The following is a 16,338-nucleotide window of genomic DNA, read 5'->3' as shown; positions in this document are numbered from 1 at the left end:
GCCTCTCCGGTGGTGGCGTTGAGCTGTTCGATCATTACTTTGTGTATATATGCAAGTTCGTGGGGGAGTGTGTAGACGAGGGGGGCGGACATGGGGGCTGGTGGTTCGGCATCGAACAGGGCTCAGGAAGCCCGGCGACACGAGCGCGAGCTGCGCGAGCAGCTGCGGGCCGCGCAGCGGGAGGCCCGGCGGTGGGAGGCGGCGAGCGAGGGTGAGCGCAAGGTCGCGGCCCAGCTGCTGATGCTCACCCGGCGCGGCTGGCGCCTGCTGGTGGACCGGCGGTGGCCGGGGACGCGCTCGGCCAACGTCGACATGTTGCTGGTGGGGCCCGGCGGGGTCTTCGTCATCGACGTCAAGAACTGGCGGGCGGCTCCCGGTGCCGCCGACGGCCATCTCACCGCCGGGCGCCAGCGGCGCGACGGCGAGATCGGCAAGCTCCTGGCCGTGACGCGGGTGGCAGAGGTGGCGCTGGCATCCCTGGGCCTGTCGCCCGTGGCGGTCCAGCCGCTGATGGTCTTCGCGGGCCGCTCCTTCGACGGCACGCTCGACCGCGTACGGCTGCTGGGCGAGCGGGAGGTGGGCCCCGCCCTGCTGGCCGAGCGCACCCGGCTGGGAGCGGCCATGGTGCGTGCGATCGCCGACCACCTGGAGGTGGTGTTCCCGGCGTACGAGGGCTCGTACGTACCCGAGGAGCCATCCTTGCCGTCCGCCGGCCCCGGCGGCCCGGCCCCCGACGGCGCATCCGACGGCGCTTCTGACGGCCCCTCCGACGACATCTCCGGTGAGTCCACCGCCGACAACGCCCTCTTCGACATCGTGAGCCTGCGCGACGCCGCCATGGACGCCGCACGCCGTGGCCCCGTCGAGCAGTGGATGACCTTCCTGCACCCCGACCAGGTCGCCCTCGTGCGGCGCAACTGGTCGGGCCCCGCGCGCGTCAGCGGCCCGGCGGGCACCGGCAAGACCGTCGTGGCGCTGCACCGCGCCGCCCATCTCGCCCAGCGCACGAACGGGCGCATTCTGTACGTCACCTTCGCCAGCAATCTCCCGCGCGTCCAGAGCACGTTTCTGCGGACGATGTCCCCGGCCGTCGTCGACCGGGTGGAATTCCGCAGCCTGCATTCCTGGGCGCGGAAATTCCTCGCCGAGCGCGGAATCCCGCACCGGCTGCACGGCGGCCGGGCGGAGGACGCCTTCAGCAGGGCCTGGGTGCGGTGCGGCCGGCCCAGCGTCCTGGCCGCCCTCGACCCGTGCCCGCGCTATTGGCACGAGGAGATCGACTGCGTCATAAAGGGGCGCGGCATCACGGGTTTCGAGGAATACGCGACGCTGCGGCGCCAGCGGCGCCGGGCCGCCCTGCGCCGGCCGCACCGCGAGGCGGTCTGGGCGCTGTACGAGGAGTACGAGCGCGTCCGCCGCGCGCGCGGCGTGCACGACTTCAACGACATCCTCAGCCTCGCCCTCGCCGAGGCCCGCGCCCGGCCCGGCCGCTCCCCGTACGCGGCGGTGATCGCCGACGAGGTGCAGGACCTCACGCTCGTCGGGGTGCGCCTGCTGCACGCGCTCGTCGGGGACGCCCCCAACGGCCTGCTGCTGGTGGGCGACGGCCAACAGGCCGTCTACCCGGGCGGCTTCCGGCTCTCGGACGCCGGCATCGACGTGCGCGGGGACCGTGGACAGGTGCTGCGGACCAACTACCGCAACGCCAAGCGGATCCTCGACGCCGCCCTCGCGGTCGTGGCGGACGACGCCTTCGACGACATCGACGGCACCCGCCTCGCGGGTCTGCGCGACGTCGACCTCACCTATCACGGCGGCGAGGTCACCCGGTCCGTCTCCGGTACGCCCGCCGGGCACGACAGCGCCCTTCTGGCCGCCCTGCGCGCCCGCGGCGAGGCCTCCTGGCCCGACTCGGCCGTACTCTGCCGCTCCTGGCGCGAGACGGCTCACTACCAGCGGCTGCTCGCCCGGGCGGGAATCCCGTTCTGCTCCCTCGAACGCTACGACGGCCGGCCGGTCGCCGCCGTGAAGGTGGGCAGCTACCGGCGGGCGAAGGGCCTGGAGTTCAAGCACGTCTACCTCCCGGACCACGAGCCCGCGCCGGTCCTGGCCTCCATCCCGTCCTCCGTCACGTCCCCCGCGACGGCCTCCGTGACGTCCACGCGCGCGTGCGCGGCGGCCGGCGACGAGGACATCGCCCTCGAGCGCGCGGAACTCACCCGCACCCAGCTCTTCGTGGCGATGACCCGGGCCAGGGACAGCCTCTGGCTCGGCTCGGTGGTGCGTGGCTCGACCGAGGTGTCATAGCGGTGTCAGCGGCACTTGTTTGGATGAAAGGGACCACATCCGACACCCAGGTAAGGAGCGGCGGGCGTGCGATCCGCGTTCCGGAGGAGACACCGTGTACCAACCGAGCCATGCCCGCCTGTGCGACGAGATCGCCCAACAAGCCGGGCACCTTGCCGAGGCACTCGCCCGCCTCGACTACGCCGGGCGGATCGATACCTGCCCCGGCTGGACCGCGGCCCACCTCATGGGCCACGTGCACACGGCCTTCGTCTGGGCCACGGGGATCCTCACGAGCCCGGGCGCCGAATTCCACGCGCCCCACGCCTTCCTGCCCGAGATCCCCGAGGGCGCTCTCGACCCCGCCATGCCCTGGTCGCAGTACGTCGACGCGCTCGCCCGCGCGTACTTGGACGCCCCGTCCGGCCAACGGGCCGTCGAGGAGCGTCTGGTCACGCCCGTGACGAGCTCCGCCGACGCCTTCGTCGCCGCCCTGCGCGGCGGCGGACCCGACGCGCCCGCCTGGACGACCTACGGCGAGCCGCGGTCGCGCTTCTGGGCGGCCTGGGGCGCGCTCGAGGCCGCCGTGCACCGTGCCGACGCCGACATCGCGCTGGGTGCCGAACCCCGGCTCGACCCGGATGTGGCCCTCAGCAGCCTGAACTTCTGGTTCACCTCGATGGGCCAGCCGGGCGTCGCGGCGTTCCTCAACCCGCGGCTGGCGGATCTGCGCCGCTCCGGCGAGCTGATCCTCTTCCGGGGCGACGGCACCTCCCCGGACCGGTCCGGACAGTGGCTGCTGCGCCTGTCCCCCTCGGGTCCCGCCCTCGTCGCTCCCGACAGCGGACGGCCGGACGCCACCGTGCGGGCGTCGGCCGACCAGTTGCTGCTCCTGACCAAGCGACGGCTCCCCGTCACCGCTCCCACGATCCGGATCTCCGGCGACACCGGCCTGGTGCGTCACTGGCTCGACCACGTCCTGGCCTAGCCGGCGGCCGGGCGTTCAGCCCGGCGGGGCCGCCGAGCGGCGAATGCCCCTCCCGAAGGGAGGGGCAAAGGACCGGTTCACCGGCCGGTTCACCGGCCGGCGGCGAAATTCCTGTCGCTCCGCTCGTGCAGCGCGATACCGACCGCCACCGAGACATTGAGGGACTCGGTCGAGCTGAACATCGGAATCGACACCGAAGAGGACGACGCGTCCTTGAAGAGATCCGAAGGACCGCCCTTTTCGCTGCCGAACAAAAGGGCCAGTCGATCGCGCTTGGCGCCGAGGTCCTTCACCGTGAGTTCGCCGTCGGCGTCGAACACCATCAGCGACATTTCGCTGTCGCGAATGAAGTCGACGGCGTCCTCGCGCTTGGCGAGGACGATGGGAAGGGAGAAGACGTAGCCCCGGCTGGCCCTCAGCAGACGCCGGTCGGCGATGCTGGTGAGGTCGCTGTCGACCAGCACGATGCCCGCGGCTCCGAGCGCGAGCGACGTGCGCACGATCGCGCCGATGTTCCCGACGATCTTCACGCCGTCGAGAACGACGACGTCCCCGTCCCGCTTCGCGATGTCGGCGAACTTGGCCGGGCGGGGGACGCGGGCGAGGCCGAACGTCTTGGCCTTCCGCTCGCCCTTGAACAACTGGTTGACGACCGACGACTCGACGAGGCGTACGGGGATGTTCCGCTGCTTGCACAGGTCGAGCAGCTCGGGAGAGACCGGACTGTTATCGCTGCCGTATACCTCGATGAATTCCACCCCTGCCCGGATGGACTGCATAAGGGGTTCGACGTCCTCGATCAGCGTGGTCCTGATGTTGGACCGCGAGGGCTTGGTGACGTCGATAATTCTTTGCATCGCGGGATCGGCGATATTTGCGATTGTGTCCAAATCGGTCATGGGTCGATCCTAACGGCTGCCACGTGGAACGATGCCGCTGCCCGGGGCGAGCGTGAGCGAGCCCGCCGGGCGGCCGGCACGCCGACCCTGGCCGACCCTGGCCAACGCCACCACGCCCGGCCGCACCACCGGCTGCATCGCACCGGCCGCCGCCGGAGAGGGGGACTTCGTCGCGGGGACGGGCCGGTTCCGGAGGGCGGCAATCCGGTTGGCGCCCTATTCCGTAGTGCCGCGGCAGAGGCCCTCGACGCGGAACCACAGGCCCGGGGCGTAGACCGAATGGACGACGGCCTCCTCTCCTCTTGCGACCCGCAGGATTCTCAGGACGCCGCCGGGAAGTACGTCGTACTGGTAAGTGATCTCGGAATCACCCTCGACGGTGTCGTCGTAGGAGATATCCGCCGTTCGTTCGTTCGCGTATTCCTTCGGCGGACGATTCTCCACCAGTTTGATGAAGACGCTCATGGGTCAACCGTAGGGTTCTTTTGTGAACTTCGCCCTCCGGGATGCGTGCACTGGGCCGGTGGATCAGCGGGGCTCCCACCCGCCCTCGCTCTCCCACTCCTCTTCGCGGTCCCGTGACTCCGTCGCCTCGTCGGCCGCTCGCTCGTCCTCCATCAGCCTGCTCGCGGTGAGGAGGCTTCCGGGGGTGGTCGCGGCGGACGTCAGCCGGGCGGCCGCGGCCGGGTCGGTCTCCGGCGGGATGATCAGCAGGTCCAGGCGGTCTGCGGTGTAGGAGAACAGGAGGATCTTGTGCGGGTCCTGCTCATTGGTGAACCAGCCCACGTGCACCGTGTGCCCGCTGACGGGAACCTTGCGCGGGATCACGGGCCAGAAGGCCGGATTCACCGTGACGCGGGTGATCCGCCCCCAGGAGTGGTCCAGCCTCTCCGCCAGTGCGGGAAGCTCGCGGGAGAGATCGCGTGAGCGGGGCCACCAGGCGCCGTCCAGCAGGCCCGGCGCCGTTCCCGGGGTCAGGGACAGGCGGGCGGGCGGCGAAGGAGCGTGCTCGTCAGCGGTCGTACGGTCGATGGTCGCGGTCATGATGCGGACCTGCCCCCGGGCTCGTCGTCGACTGCCCGGCATTGTGGCTCGCCGGGAACGACACCCGCGTGGAAGCCGGTGTACGGAGTGCTCCCGGTCCACTCACTCTACTCCGGTCGGCGGTCCGAGACCGTCCGCGACCAGGCAATTCTCCGGGGAGTGCGGGCGCGCGATCCCGGTGTCCGGTCAGCCGAGGAAGGACAGCCGGACCTGGCGGTCGGGGATGTCCCGGCCGGTGGTCACCAGAACGACGGACTGCGAGGCCCCCAGCTCCAGCCGGCCGCCGACCACGGGCAGCGTGGCGTGGGGCGGGACCAGGGCCGGGAGCATGTGATCGTGGCCGGCGCCTGGATCACCGTGGCGGTCCTGCCACTGACTGTTCGCGGGAAGAATGCTGCGAAGGGCGGCCAGCAGGTCGTTGTCACTGCCGGCCCCGGTCTCGATGACGGCCAGGCCGGACGTCGCGTGCGAGGTGAAGACGTTCAGCAGCCCGTCTCGACCGTGAGCGACCTCCCGGAGGAACGCGGAGCATGCGTTCGTCAGGTCGTGCATGGTTTCGGTGGAGCCGGTCGCAACGTCGACAGTGCGGGTGGTGAAGGTGCCAGTCATGGTTCACCAGTACCCGCTGCACAGGAGCAGCGCTGACGGCTGGACGGGTTGTTCCGCCGGGCCTCCAGTCGGCCAGGACCGCCAAAGCCGTCCCGCCGCCCGACACGCCTCAAGGACCGTTCCGTTGAGCCCTGTTCGTGAGCGCGGGCAGGGCTGGGCCGAGGCTAGGCCGAGCGGTGGGGCCCCGGCCGGCAACAAAAACGCCCCTCCTGATCAGGAGAGGCGTGCGGCGTGGGCGGAGCGCCCCCGGCAGGACTCGAACCTGCGGCCAAGCGCTTAGAAGGCGCCTGCTCTATCCACTGAGCTACGGGGGCCGGTTGTGCGGCGGTCGCGGACGGCTGAAGCCCCGGGCTCGGTGGTGCCGTGACCTTGCCGGGGACAAGGATAGGGCTCCGCGTACCTCGTCCCGGTTGCTTCACCTCCGTGACACGATGTGGAGGTTCGGTGAAGCGGTCCTGATAATCGCAGGCAGGTGCGAATTTCGCATCGTTTTTGACGCCCCAGGCGCCGGGTGTTGTGTACTCGTTATGCCTGGGCCCCTTGCGCCACGCCTCGCGCGCCAGGGGCTATACGCTTCAAAAACACACCAGAATTGGGCATTCTGCACGTGTGGCGACCTTGGACGTACGGCCCCGACTGCTTGACGCGCTGTCCGCACTGCGTGACCGCGTGGACGCCGCACGCTTTCCGCTCCCCCTCCCCGGCGCAGCCCGAGCCCGCCGGAACCGGGCCGAGCTCCTGGCGCAGCTCGACGACTACTTGGTGCCCCGCCTGTGCGCCCCCGAAGCGCCGCTGCTGGCGGTCGTGGGGGGCTCCACGGGGGCGGGCAAGTCCACTCTGGTCAACTCGCTGGTGGGGCGCCGGGTCACTGAGGCGGGGGTGCTGCGGCCGACAACTCGTACGCCTGTGCTTGTCTGCCATCCGGACGATCATCACTGGTTCGCCGGATCGCGGGTGCTGCCCCGGCTCCAGCGGGTGTGGGTTCCGATGCAGGAGTGCGCGGCGGCGGCGTACGAAGCGGAGGCGATGGACGACGACGCCTCGGCGGACGCGGTGGAGCACGAACCGTTCGCCCTGCGCATCGAGACCGACCGCGCCCTCCCGCGCGGACTCGCCCTCCTCGACGCACCTGACATCGACTCACTTGTCGAGCACAACCGCGACCTTGCCGCCGCGCTGGTCTGCGCCGCCGACATCTGGGTGCTCGTCACCACCGCGACCCGGTACGCGGACGCGGTGCCCTGGCACCTGCTGCGCACGGCCAAGGAGTACGACGTCACGCTCGTCACCGTGCTGGACCGGGTGCCGCACCAGGTGGCCGTCGAGGTCTCCCGGCAGTACGACGCCATGCTGGAGAAGGCCGGCCTGGGCGACGTGCCCCGCTTCACCATCCCCGAGCTGCCCGAGTCGGCCGACGGCAGCGGGCTGCTGCCGGCCACCGCCGTGGCGGGGCTGCGCGCCTGGCTCGCCCAGCGGGCCGAGGACCCCGCCGCGCGGACGGTGGCGACCGCCCGCACCGCCCGGGGCGTGCTCTCCTCGCTGGGGTCGCGGCTGCCGGGGCTCGCCGGGGCCTCGGCGGTGCAGCACGCGGCGGCCGTACGGATGCTGCAGAGCGTGGAGGAGGCGTACGGGCGCGCGGTCGAGCGCGTCCGGCGTGAGATCGCGGCGGGGGAGGCGCTCGCCGGCGACGCGCTGACGCACTGGCGCGGGCACCCTCACGACAGCACTCCCGACGAGTTGCTGAACGCGCTCACCGGCTCCGTCATCGCCCTGCTGACCTGCGCCGCCGACGCCGCCGACGAGGGGATCGCGGCGGCCTGCGGCGGCGACCCGGCGGCCGAGGCGGCGCTCGCCCCCCGCGACCCGGACGGCGCGAGCGGGCGCATCGGGGTGGCCGTGCGCCGGTGGCGCCGCTGCCTGGAGGAGATCGCCCAGGAAGAGGTGCGGGCCGCCGAGCGCGACCGCGGCAACGAGGCGGAGAAGACCGCCGCGCTGCTGGCGGCGGCGCTGCTGGGCGGCGGCCGGGCGGGCGCGGCGGGGGACACCCTGGCCAGGACGCTCGGGGCCGGCGCCGCGCTGCGGCTGCGCGACCGGGGCGGCGAGCTGCTGTCCGACTGTCTCGAACAGGTCCTCGAAGGTGAACGGGACCGCAGGACGGCCCCCCTCGAGGCCCTCGAACTGACCCCCGACCATCAGGTCGAACTCATCGCGGTGCTGTCCCTACTGCAGAAGGAGAGATGACCGCCGTGCCGTCAGCAGACGAGGTGGGCCGCTTCTGGAACGACGGTTTGATCGCACGCCGCGGCCGGCCGGACGGCGGCTCCCGCCCGGGAGCCGAACCCGAGCGCCTGGTCCCGGTCGCCCGCCCCCTGGTGCCCGCGGGCCCCCGGACGACGACCTCCGCCGCCGGCCAGGCCCTGCGGCCCCGGCTCGACGCGCTGCGCGAGCTGGTGGGGCTCTCCCGGGCCCGGCTGGACCGGCGCACGCTCGCCGAGGCGGGCCGGGTGCTGGAGGAGGCGGCGGCCCGCCACCGGCACTCGCTGGACCTCACGGTGGTGGCCCTCGCCGGATCCACCGGCAGCGGCAAGTCCTCCCTCTTCAACGCCCTCGCGCGGGCCCAGCTCTCCGAGGCCGGGGTGCGCCGGCCGACCACCGCGATGCCCGTCTCCTGCGCCTGGACCGACCGCGCCGACGGAGTGCTCGACCGCCTCGGCATCCCCGCCCGGGCGCGCCGGCAGCCGGTCCGCCCGTACGATCCGGCGCTGAGCGGGCTGGTCCTGCTCGATCTGCCGGACCACGACTCGGCGGCGGTCGGCCACCGCGAGCAGGTGGACCGGCTGCTGGGGCTGGTGGACGCGGTGATCTGGGTGGTGGACCCGGAGAAGTACGCGGACGCGGTGCTGCACGAGCGCTACCTGCGGCCCCTGGCCGGCTACGCGGAGGTGACGTTCGTCGTCCTCAACCAGGTGGACCGGCTGTCCACGGACGCGGCGGACCAGGTCCTGGACGACCTGCGGCGGCTGCTCGACGAGGACGGGCTGGCGCTGGGCGAGCACGGCGAGCCCGGGGCGGCGGTGCTGGCCCTGTCGGCCCTGACGGGGGAGGGGGTCGGCGAACTGCGCGAGGCCCTGGGCGCGTTCACCAGCCGGCGGTGCGCGGCGGAGCTGCGGCTGACGGCGGACGTGGACGGGGTGTCGGCGCGGCTGCGCAGGGCCTACGTGGCCGACGGACGGCCGGGACTGACGGAACGGGCGCGGCAGGAGTTCGAGGACCGCCTGGCGGAGGCCGTGGGGGCCCAGGCCGCCGGGCTGTCGGCGGAGCGGGCCTGGCGGCGGGACGCCGAGCGGGCGTGCGGCACGGCCTTCAAGCGGGTGCGCGGCTGGCACGACCGGTTGTTCCTGGGCGTGCGCGCCCGGCACCGCGCCGCCGACGACGACATCGAGCCCGTCGGCTACGCGTCGCCGCAGCGCCGCACGGCCTCCCGGCCGCTGGTGGAACGGGCGGTACGGGCACTGGCGTACGAGGCGTCCGCCGGGCTGCCCGACCCCTGGGCGCAGGCGGTGCGCGAGGCGGCGGCGCGGGGTGCGGAGGGGCTGGCGGAGGCGCTGGACGAGGTGGCGGCGGTGGCCGCCGAGACGGCGGCGACGTGCGCCGGCGGCACGGCGCGGGCGGTACGGCCCCGCTGGTGGGCGGCGATCGCGGCAGGGCAGGGGGCGCTGCTGGCGATGCAGCTGCTGGGGGCGGTGTGGCTGGTGGGCACGTTCACCGGGGACTTCGGCGGGCCGTGGTGGCTTCCGGCGGAGCTGCTGGCGGGCGGCAGCGTGGGCGGCCCCGTCCTGGCGTGGTGCGGGCGGATCGCGGCGCGGGGGCCCGCCCGGGGGTACGGCCTGGAGACCGAGCACCGGCTGCGCGGTGCGGCGGCGGGGTGCGGGCGGGCCCGGGTGCTGGAGCCGGTGGCGGCCGAGCTGCTGAGGTACCGCGAGGTGCGGGCGCAGTTCGTGATCGCGGCGGGAGAGGCGTAGGGGGCCCTCCCGGCACGGGCCCGCGCACGACGGGTGGCGGTGCGGGACGCGTGTCCTCGGGGCTGAGGCGGCGCCAGGTGCCCGTGTGGGTGAGCCGGTTGTCCACAACCGGTCCGCCGTCCACAGGCTCCGGCGGGACCTGGACGTCGCGGGCACCATGAGATCCGAGACGACGACGGGGGAGGCGTTCCGGATGAACGAGACACTGGTGACGGTCGTGGGCAACGTGGCCACGCAGCCCGACTTCAGGGAGGCGGCGAACGGCTCGGCCGTCTCGCGCTTCCGCCTCGCGGCGACCGTGCGCCGCTGGGACCGGGAGCGGGAGGAATGGGCGGACGCGTACACCAGCTTCTACACGGTGTGGGCGTGGCGCACGCTGGCGGCGAATGTGGTGGGTTCGGTGTCCGTGGGAGAACCGCTCGTCGTCCACGGAAAGTTGAGAATTCAGGAGCAGGAGCGCGAGGGAAAGCGATGGCTTTCGGCCGACATTGACGCCGTGTCGATCGGTCACGATCTCACTCGCGGTACGTCGGCATTCCGCAGAGTGTCACCGGCCCGTCCGCTTCCGGTCGAGCCGGTGCGGTTGGCGGGTGCGGGGCCGGGGGCGCTCCCGGCGGTGCCGGCGGGGGCCCGTGACCCGGCCGGTACTGGGGCGATGACCGGCCCGGCGCCGGCGACACCCCTGTGAAATGAGTGTTTTGTCCCGGAGATTTGTCGATAATTCCGGGTCCGGTACGCCTATGCGATAACGATTCCGATTCGGATCGGTGATGCGAAGGCATGCGTGGGGGGCGGGTTGTGCGCGCTCCTTAAGATCCCCTCCATAGCAACGGGGGCTTCTGAGTTTTGAGTTGCCCGGTGGGGCGCGCCCTCGAAGGTCCGCACCGACCTTCGCGCGAGACGCGCCCACCCGAAAGGAAATCCATGAACTCTGTAAAGAGGCGGGGCGTGACGCGTCTTGCCGCGGTGATTCTGACGACCGGTCTGGCGGTGGGCGGCACCACCGCAGCGGCGGGCGGCGCGGCCGCCGACGAGGCGCCGCAGAACCAGGGCGGCGTGACCGCCACCCTCGGCCGCATCACGGCCGGCGGCGGGGCCGTCGTCCACGACCGGCGCAAGACCGGGAACGTCATGGCCGGCCTGTTCGAGATGAAGGTCGACGGCGGGGGAACGCTCCAGACGTACTGCATCGACATCCTCACCAACACGGTCGACGGCGCGAAGTACAAGGAGGCCGGCTGGAGCGAGTCCTCCCTGCATGCCAACAAGAACGCGGGCAAGATCCGCTGGATCCTCCAGCACTCCTACCCGCAGGTCAACGACCTCGCCGCGCTCGCCAAGACCTCCGACGCCGGCACGCTCGACGCGAACACCGCCGCCACCGGCACCCAGGTCGCCATCTGGCGCTACTCCGACAACGTCGACGTCGAGGCGAAGAACCCGGCGGCGGAGAAGCTCGCCGACTACCTCTACAAGAGCGCCGAGAACGTCGAGGAGCCCAAGGCCTCCCTGACGCTCACCCCGCCCGCCGTCTCGGGCAGGTCCGGCCAGAAGATCGGCCCCGTCACGGTCCGCACCAATGCCGGCAGCGTCACTGTCGCCCCCTCCGGTGACGCCGCGGGCAAGGGTGTGAAGGTCGTCGACAAGGCCGGCAAGCCGGTCGCCTCGACGGCCAACGGCGGCGAGCTCTACTTCGACGTCCCGGCAGGCGTCCCCGACGGGTCCGTCTCCCTGAAGGCCACGGCCGCCACCAAGGTCCCGGTCGGCCGCGCCTTCATCGGCGACCACACCAAGACCCAGACGATGATCCTGGCCGGCTCCAGCGAGAGCACCGTCTCCGCCACCGCCACCGCCAACTGGGCCACCAAGGGGGCGATACCCGCCCTGAGCGCCAAGAAGAACTGCGAGAAGGGCGGTGTGGAGATCACCGCCGACAACAAGGGCGACCAGCCCTTCACCTTCGAGCTGGAGGGCCGCAAGCACACCGTGCGGCCCGGCGGCTCCGAGACCGTCCTGGTGAAGGTCGGCGAGGACCAGGCGTACAAGTTCACGATCACCGGGCCGAACGGCTTCACCAGGACGTTCTCCGGGATCCTGGACTGCAAGACCGCCGAGACCGGCAGCACCGGCAGCACCGGCGGCTCGGCCGGCGGCACCGCCACTCCCTCCGCCACCCCCACGCCGGCGTCGGGCAGGACCACCAGCGGCGCCACCGGCTCGACCACCGGCGGTGACCTCGCCACGACGGGCAGCAGCAGCGCCACGCCCGTCATAGCGGGCGTGGCCATCGCGCTCGTCGTGGTCGGCGGCGGCGCGGTCTTCCTCCTGCGCCGCAAGAACACGGCCGCGGGAGAGTAGCGCCCGGCGCGCCGGTACGGCTCGCACGGCCGGTGACCGGGGGAGTTCCCGCGGTCACCGGCACGTCGCCCGCAACGCGTTTCCGCCGAGGGCTTCCCGTACGGCAAGATGGGGTGTATCTGCCCTCACTGCGGCGGAGCCGCACATTGGCCCTTCTCGAATGCCGGACGGTTTCTCTTGGCTGAGTACATCTACACCATGCGCAAGACGCGCAAGGCGCACGGCGACAAGGTCATCCTCGATGACGTGACGCTGAGCTTCCTGCCCGGTGCGAAGATCGGTGTGGTCGGCCCCAACGGTGCCGGTAAGTCCACCGTCCTCAAGATCATGGCCGGCCTGGAGCAGCCGTCGAACGGCGACGCCTTCCTGTCGCCGGGCTTCAGCGTCGGCATCCTGATGCAGGAGCCGGAGCTCGACGAGACCAAGACGGTGCTGGAGAACGTCCAGGACGGCGTCGCCGTGGTCAAGGGCAAGCTCGACCGGTTCAACGAGATCGCCGAGCTGATGGCGACCGACTACTCCGACGCGCTGCTCGAGGAGATGGGCAAGCTCCAGGAGGACCTGGACCACTCCAACGCCTGGGACCTCGACGCCCAGCTGGAGCAGGCCATGGACGCGCTGGGCTGCCCGCCCGCCGACTGGCCGGTGGTCAACCTCTCCGGTGGTGAGAAGCGCCGCGTGGCCCTCTGCAAGCTGCTGCTGGAGGCCCCCGACCTGCTGCTCCTCGACGAGCCCACCAACCACCTCGACGCCGAGTCGGTGAACTGGCTGGAGCAGCACCTGGCCAAGTACGCGGGCACCGTCGTGGCGATCACCCACGACCGGTACTTCCTCGACAACGTCGCCGAGTGGATCCTGGAGCTCGACCGCGGCCGCGCCATCCCCTACGAGGGCAACTACTCCACCTACCTGGAGAACAAGGCCGCCCGTCTGAAGGTCGAGGGCCAGAAGGACGCCAAGCGCCAGAAGCGGCTCAAGGAAGAGCTGGAGTGGGTCCGCTCCAACGCCAAGGGCCGCCAGGCCAAGTCCAAGGCGCGTCTGGCCCGTTACGAGGAGATGGCGGCCGAGGCCGACAAGATGCGGAAGCTGGACTTCGAGGAGATCCAGATCCCGCCGGGCCCGCGCCTGGGCTCCGTCGTCGTCGAGGTCAACAACCTCTCCAAGGCGTTCGGCGACAAGGTCCTCATCGACGACCTGTCCTTCACCCTGCCGCGCAACGGCATCGTCGGCGTGATCGGCCCGAACGGCGCCGGCAAGACCACGCTCTTCAAGATGATCCAGGGCCTGGAGAAGCCGGACTCCGGCTCCATCCGGGTCGGCGAGACCGTGAAGATCTCGTACGTCGACCAGAGCCGCGCCAACATCGACCCCAAGAAGACGCTGTGGGCCGTCGTCTCCGACGAGCTGGACTACATCAACGTCGGCCAGGTCGAGATGCCCTCCCGCGCCTACGTCTCCGCGTTCGGCTTCAAGGGCCCGGACCAGCAGAAGCCGGCCGGCGTGCTCTCCGGTGGTGAGCGCAACCGCCTCAACCTCGCGCTCACCCTCAAGCAGGGCGGCAACCTCCTGCTCCTCGACGAGCCGACCAACGACCTCGACGTCGAGACCCTGTCCTCGCTCGAGAACGCGCTGCTGGACTTCCCCGGCGCCGCGGTGGTCGTCTCCCACGACCGCTGGTTCCTGGACCGAGTGGCCACGCACATCCTGGCCTACGAGGGCGACTCCAAGTGGTTCTGGTTCGAGGGCAACTTCGAGTCCTACGAGAAGAACAAGATCGAGCGCCTCGGCCCGGACGCGGCCCGTCCGCACCGCGCCACCTACAAGAAGCTGACGCGGGGCTGATGCACCGGCTGTGCTTCGCCGACGCCGGGGAGGCGGCCGACCTGGCCGCCTTCCTGGCCCGGCTGATCCACTACGACCGTGCCGCCGCCGTCCGCCTGCAGGCAGGCGGCGGCGTGCTCGGCGTCTTCGGCCGCCCGCCGTCCTTCGAGGTCCTCGCCATCCGCACGGCCCGCCTGGCCGCCGACGCCACGCTGGACGTGACCGTCTCGGCCGGACAGCTCGCGGACGCGCTCGACAACGGCGACCCGGTGGCCGGCGGAGGCCTGGAGGCCGTGGTGCCCGAGGCCGTCACCGGCCCGCCCTGGGCCGGCGTCCTGCCGCCGCGCGGCGGCTGGCGGCGCGTCGAGCCCTTCCCCGGCACGGAGGACGTACGGGGCGCGGTCGCGGCCGCCGTCGCGGAGTTCCGGGCCCGGGACGAGGCGCTGCCCGAGCAACGCCGCACCCGCGCCGAGCGCGAGCGCATCGGCCGGGAGATCTGGTCGCGCACCCTGGGCGACACCGGGCTGCCCCTGCGCGCCGTGCACGCCGCCCAGTCGCTGGGCTTCCTGCGGCCCTTCCGGGCGCAGGAGCGGCAGCAGGCCATGGCGGGCGCCGCGGCCGGCTCCGCCACCCGCACGCCGGGCGCGACGGCCCTGGCGCCGGAGCCCCTCGCCCTCTTCGCCGCCCGCGGCTGGCTGCGGCTGCGCACCCCCTACGGCTCCGTGGCCGTGCGGACGGGCGGTCTGCGGGACCTGACGGTCACCCCCGCCTGACGCCGCCGCCCGACACCGCGGAGGGCACCGACGCCGGCCCGGCGGACGGCCCCGGGGGCTCAGCCCTGGGTGTTGACCATGGAGGCGGCGGCGTACGTCATGTAGCCCCACAGCTGGCGCTCCAGCTCGGGCGCGAGCCCGAGCTCGTCCACCGCGTCCCGCATGTGCCGCAGCCAGGCGTCGTGCGCGGCGCGGTCCACCGTGAACGGCGCGTGCCGCATCCGCAGCCGCGGGTGGCCGCGGTTCTCGCTGTAGGTGCGCGGGCCGCCCCAGTACTGCATCAGGAAGAGCACCAGGCGCTCCTCGGCCGGGCCGAGGTCCTCCTCCGGGTACATCGGCCGCAGCAGGGGATCCCCGGCCACGCCCTGGTAGAAGCGGTGGACCAGGCGCCGGAAGGTCTCCTCGCCGCCGACCTGCTCGTAGAAGGTCTGCTCCTGAAGCGTGCCGCGCGGAATCTCATTCACCCCTCCATGGTCTCAGACCACCCGGCGGAGGACCGGCGGCTTAGGACTCCCCGGCCGCTGCCGCCCCCTCAGCCCCGCCGGACCGTGATCGTCGTCCAGGCACCCACGTGCACCCGGTCGCCGTCCTGGAGCGGGACGGGCACATAGGGCTGGATCGGGTCCTCGGAACCGTTGACCGTGGTGCCGTTGGTGGAGTCCTGGTCGACGACCGCCCAGCCGCCGTCCGGCTGCTGCACCAGCATGGCGTGCTGGTGCGAGACGCCGGGGTCCTCCGGCGGACGGGACAGGTCGATGTCCGGGGACTCGCCCGTGCTGTGCCGGCGGCGGCCGATGGTGACCTGGTGACCGCCGAGCGGGAAGCGCAGCTCGGGGGAGTACGCGGGCAGGTTCAGCCCCGCCGCCTCCGGGCCGCTGCGGTTCATCATCGACAGGAAGTACTCCCGGTCGGGCGCGACGACCGCGACCCAGGAGCCGCCCTGCGCGGGCACCCCCGGCGGTGGCGGCGCGGTGTGCGGGACGCCCTCGGCCGCGCCGCGCTCGCCCTGGTGCTCGTAGGAGGAGTACGGGGACGGGACGGGGGCGCCGGCCTGGCCCGGGACGGGCGGGGGCAGCACCCAGTCGTCCTCGCCGAAGGTCTGCGGCCCCTCGTGCGGGACCAGCGGCTCGGCCGGGCGGTTGATCCGCGACGGGCGGGAGCCGTGGTACTCGAAGCTCTGCGGCGGCTGGGCGTGCTGCGGCGGGGGCGGCGGCACCGACTGGAAGCCCTGCACGGGCGGGGGCGGAGGGGCGTAGGGGTTCGCCGTCCGGGTCGCGAAGTTGTAGCGGCACTCCTCGCAGAAGGGCGCCTGCGCCTCCCGGGGCGTACGGCACTGCGGGCACAGCTCCGCCTGGACGGTGACGTCGCCGCCGGCGGCCGGGAAGGCGTAGCCGCCCGTGCCGGGCGGCGGGGAGGACGGCGGCGGAGGCACGGCAGGGGCGGGCGCGCCGGCCTCCGGAATCCGGTGGCCGCACACCTCGCACCAGTCTTCGGCACCCGTCTGGTGGCCGTTCGGGCAGGTCGGCATGGCGGTGGAT

The 16,338-nt window shown here is 72.4% G+C and carries 14 protein-coding genes and 1 tRNA gene; 8 read left to right on the top strand and 7 right to left on the bottom strand.

The window, feature by feature from the left end:
- Positions 1-90 precede the first annotated feature (90 nt).
- Positions 91-2,307 (top strand): nuclease-related domain-containing DEAD/DEAH box helicase, encoded by a 2,217-nt coding sequence (locus tag IE295_RS34170; RefSeq protein ID WP_190065277.1) that lies wholly within the window; start codon positions 91-93, stop codon positions 2,305-2,307.
- A gap of 94 nt (positions 2,308-2,401) precedes the next feature.
- Positions 2,402-3,274 (top strand): maleylpyruvate isomerase N-terminal domain-containing protein, encoded by an 873-nt coding sequence (locus tag IE295_RS21140; RefSeq protein ID WP_190065276.1) that lies wholly within the window; start codon positions 2,402-2,404, stop codon positions 3,272-3,274.
- An 89-nt stretch (positions 3,275-3,363) separates the two neighbouring features.
- On the opposite strand, the gene nshR is transcribed toward IE295_RS21140, so the two are convergent.
- The 5 genes from nshR to IE295_RS21115 all read right to left on the bottom strand — a co-directional run bounded on the left by nshR (position 3,364) and on the right by IE295_RS21115 (position 6,140).
- Positions 3,364-4,173: an NshR/TsnR family 23S rRNA methyltransferase gene (gene nshR / locus IE295_RS21135; RefSeq protein WP_190065275.1), complete on the bottom strand. Its 810-nt coding sequence runs from the start codon at positions 4,171-4,173 to the stop codon at positions 3,364-3,366.
- A gap of 216 nt (positions 4,174-4,389) precedes the next feature.
- Entirely contained in the window at positions 4,390-4,638 is a 249-nt protein-coding gene (locus IE295_RS21130) for a hypothetical protein (RefSeq protein ID WP_190065274.1), read from the bottom strand.
- Between the two features lie 63 nt (positions 4,639-4,701).
- Positions 4,702-5,217 (bottom strand): DUF5994 family protein, encoded by a 516-nt coding sequence (locus IE295_RS21125; protein ID WP_190065273.1) that lies wholly within the window; start codon positions 5,215-5,217, stop codon positions 4,702-4,704.
- 186 nt (positions 5,218-5,403) lie between these two features.
- Complete coding sequence (locus tag IE295_RS21120; RefSeq protein WP_190065272.1) at positions 5,404-5,826, bottom strand: YjbQ family protein; 423 nt, start codon at positions 5,824-5,826, stop codon at positions 5,404-5,406.
- Between the two features lie 241 nt (positions 5,827-6,067).
- Positions 6,068-6,140: transfer RNA gene (locus IE295_RS21115), tRNA-Arg, on the bottom strand.
- A 304-nt stretch (positions 6,141-6,444) separates the two neighbouring features.
- Here IE295_RS21115 and IE295_RS21110 point away from each other — a divergent pair.
- From IE295_RS21110 to IE295_RS21085, 6 genes are all read left to right on the top strand, one after another.
- On the top strand, positions 6,445-8,067 hold the full coding sequence (locus tag IE295_RS21110; protein WP_190065426.1) for a dynamin family protein: 1,623 nt from the start codon (positions 6,445-6,447) through the stop codon (positions 8,065-8,067).
- On the top strand, positions 8,064-9,848 hold the full coding sequence (locus IE295_RS21105; protein ID WP_190065271.1) for a GTPase: 1,785 nt from the start codon (positions 8,064-8,066) through the stop codon (positions 9,846-9,848). Before IE295_RS21110 ends, IE295_RS21105 begins: the two co-directional genes overlap by 4 nt.
- 208 nt (positions 9,849-10,056) lie before the next feature.
- On the top strand, positions 10,057-10,536 hold the full coding sequence (locus IE295_RS21100; RefSeq protein WP_372479191.1) for a single-stranded DNA-binding protein: 480 nt from the start codon (positions 10,057-10,059) through the stop codon (positions 10,534-10,536).
- Between the two features lie 236 nt (positions 10,537-10,772).
- Positions 10,773-12,206, top strand: a complete 1,434-nt coding sequence (locus tag IE295_RS21095) for a Cys-Gln thioester bond-forming surface protein (RefSeq protein WP_190065269.1) — start codon at positions 10,773-10,775, stop codon at positions 12,204-12,206.
- Positions 12,207-12,383: 177 nt separating this feature from the next.
- A complete protein-coding gene (gene ettA / locus IE295_RS21090) occupies positions 12,384-14,048 on the top strand; it encodes an energy-dependent translational throttle protein EttA (RefSeq protein WP_190065268.1) in 1,665 nt (554 codons plus the stop codon).
- On the top strand, positions 14,048-14,800 hold the full coding sequence (locus IE295_RS21085; RefSeq protein WP_190065267.1) for a DUF8010 domain-containing protein: 753 nt from the start codon (positions 14,048-14,050) through the stop codon (positions 14,798-14,800). The genes ettA and IE295_RS21085 overlap by 1 nt, the downstream gene beginning before the upstream one ends.
- A gap of 59 nt (positions 14,801-14,859) precedes the next feature.
- Here IE295_RS21085 and IE295_RS21080 read toward each other — a convergent pair whose 3' ends face one another.
- Together IE295_RS21080 and IE295_RS21075 are read right to left on the bottom strand one after the other, a co-directional pair.
- The gene (locus IE295_RS21080) at positions 14,860-15,264 is read right to left on the bottom strand and encodes a globin (RefSeq protein WP_086573620.1); all 405 of its coding nucleotides are present in this window, start codon (positions 15,262-15,264) and stop codon (positions 14,860-14,862) included.
- A 68-nt stretch (positions 15,265-15,332) separates the two neighbouring features.
- Positions 15,333-16,328 (bottom strand): FHA domain-containing protein, encoded by a 996-nt coding sequence (locus IE295_RS21075; RefSeq protein WP_190065266.1) that lies wholly within the window; start codon positions 16,326-16,328, stop codon positions 15,333-15,335.
- Positions 16,329-16,338: the final 10 nt, after the last annotated feature.

The organism is Streptomyces griseocarneus, from assembly GCF_014655595.1.
In the GTDB taxonomy this organism is placed as follows: Bacteria; Actinomycetota; Actinomycetes; order Streptomycetales; family Streptomycetaceae; genus Streptomyces; species Streptomyces griseocarneus.
Note: the sequence above shows the minus strand (reverse complement) of the source record. Positions and strands in the feature narration are given on the sequence as shown.

What these genes read in the sequence shown, in the direction of transcription:
- IE295_RS34170 (WP_190065277.1), top strand. Translation starts at nt 91, where the DNA reads ATGGGGGCTGGTGGTTCGGCATCGAACAGGGCTCAGGAAGCCCGGCGA.
- IE295_RS21095 (WP_190065269.1), top strand. Translation starts at nt 10,773, where the DNA reads ATGAACTCTGTAAAGAGGCGGGGCGTGACGCGTCTTGCCGCGGTGATT.
- IE295_RS21120 (WP_190065272.1), bottom strand. Translation starts at nt 5,826, where the DNA reads ATGACTGGCACCTTCACCACCCGCACTGTCGACGTTGCGACCGGCTCC.
- IE295_RS21125 (WP_190065273.1), bottom strand. Translation starts at nt 5,217, where the DNA reads ATGACCGCGACCATCGACCGTACGACCGCTGACGAGCACGCTCCTTCG.
- nshR (WP_190065275.1), bottom strand. Translation starts at nt 4,173, where the DNA reads ATGACCGATTTGGACACAATCGCAAATATCGCCGATCCCGCGATGCAA.
- IE295_RS21130 (WP_190065274.1), bottom strand. Translation starts at nt 4,638, where the DNA reads ATGAGCGTCTTCATCAAACTGGTGGAGAATCGTCCGCCGAAGGAATAC.
- IE295_RS21085 (WP_190065267.1), top strand. Translation starts at nt 14,048, where the DNA reads ATGCACCGGCTGTGCTTCGCCGACGCCGGGGAGGCGGCCGACCTGGCC.
- IE295_RS21105 (WP_190065271.1), top strand. Translation starts at nt 8,064, where the DNA reads ATGACCGCCGTGCCGTCAGCAGACGAGGTGGGCCGCTTCTGGAACGAC.
- IE295_RS21075 (WP_190065266.1), bottom strand. Translation starts at nt 16,328, where the DNA reads ATGCCGACCTGCCCGAACGGCCACCAGACGGGTGCCGAAGACTGGTGC.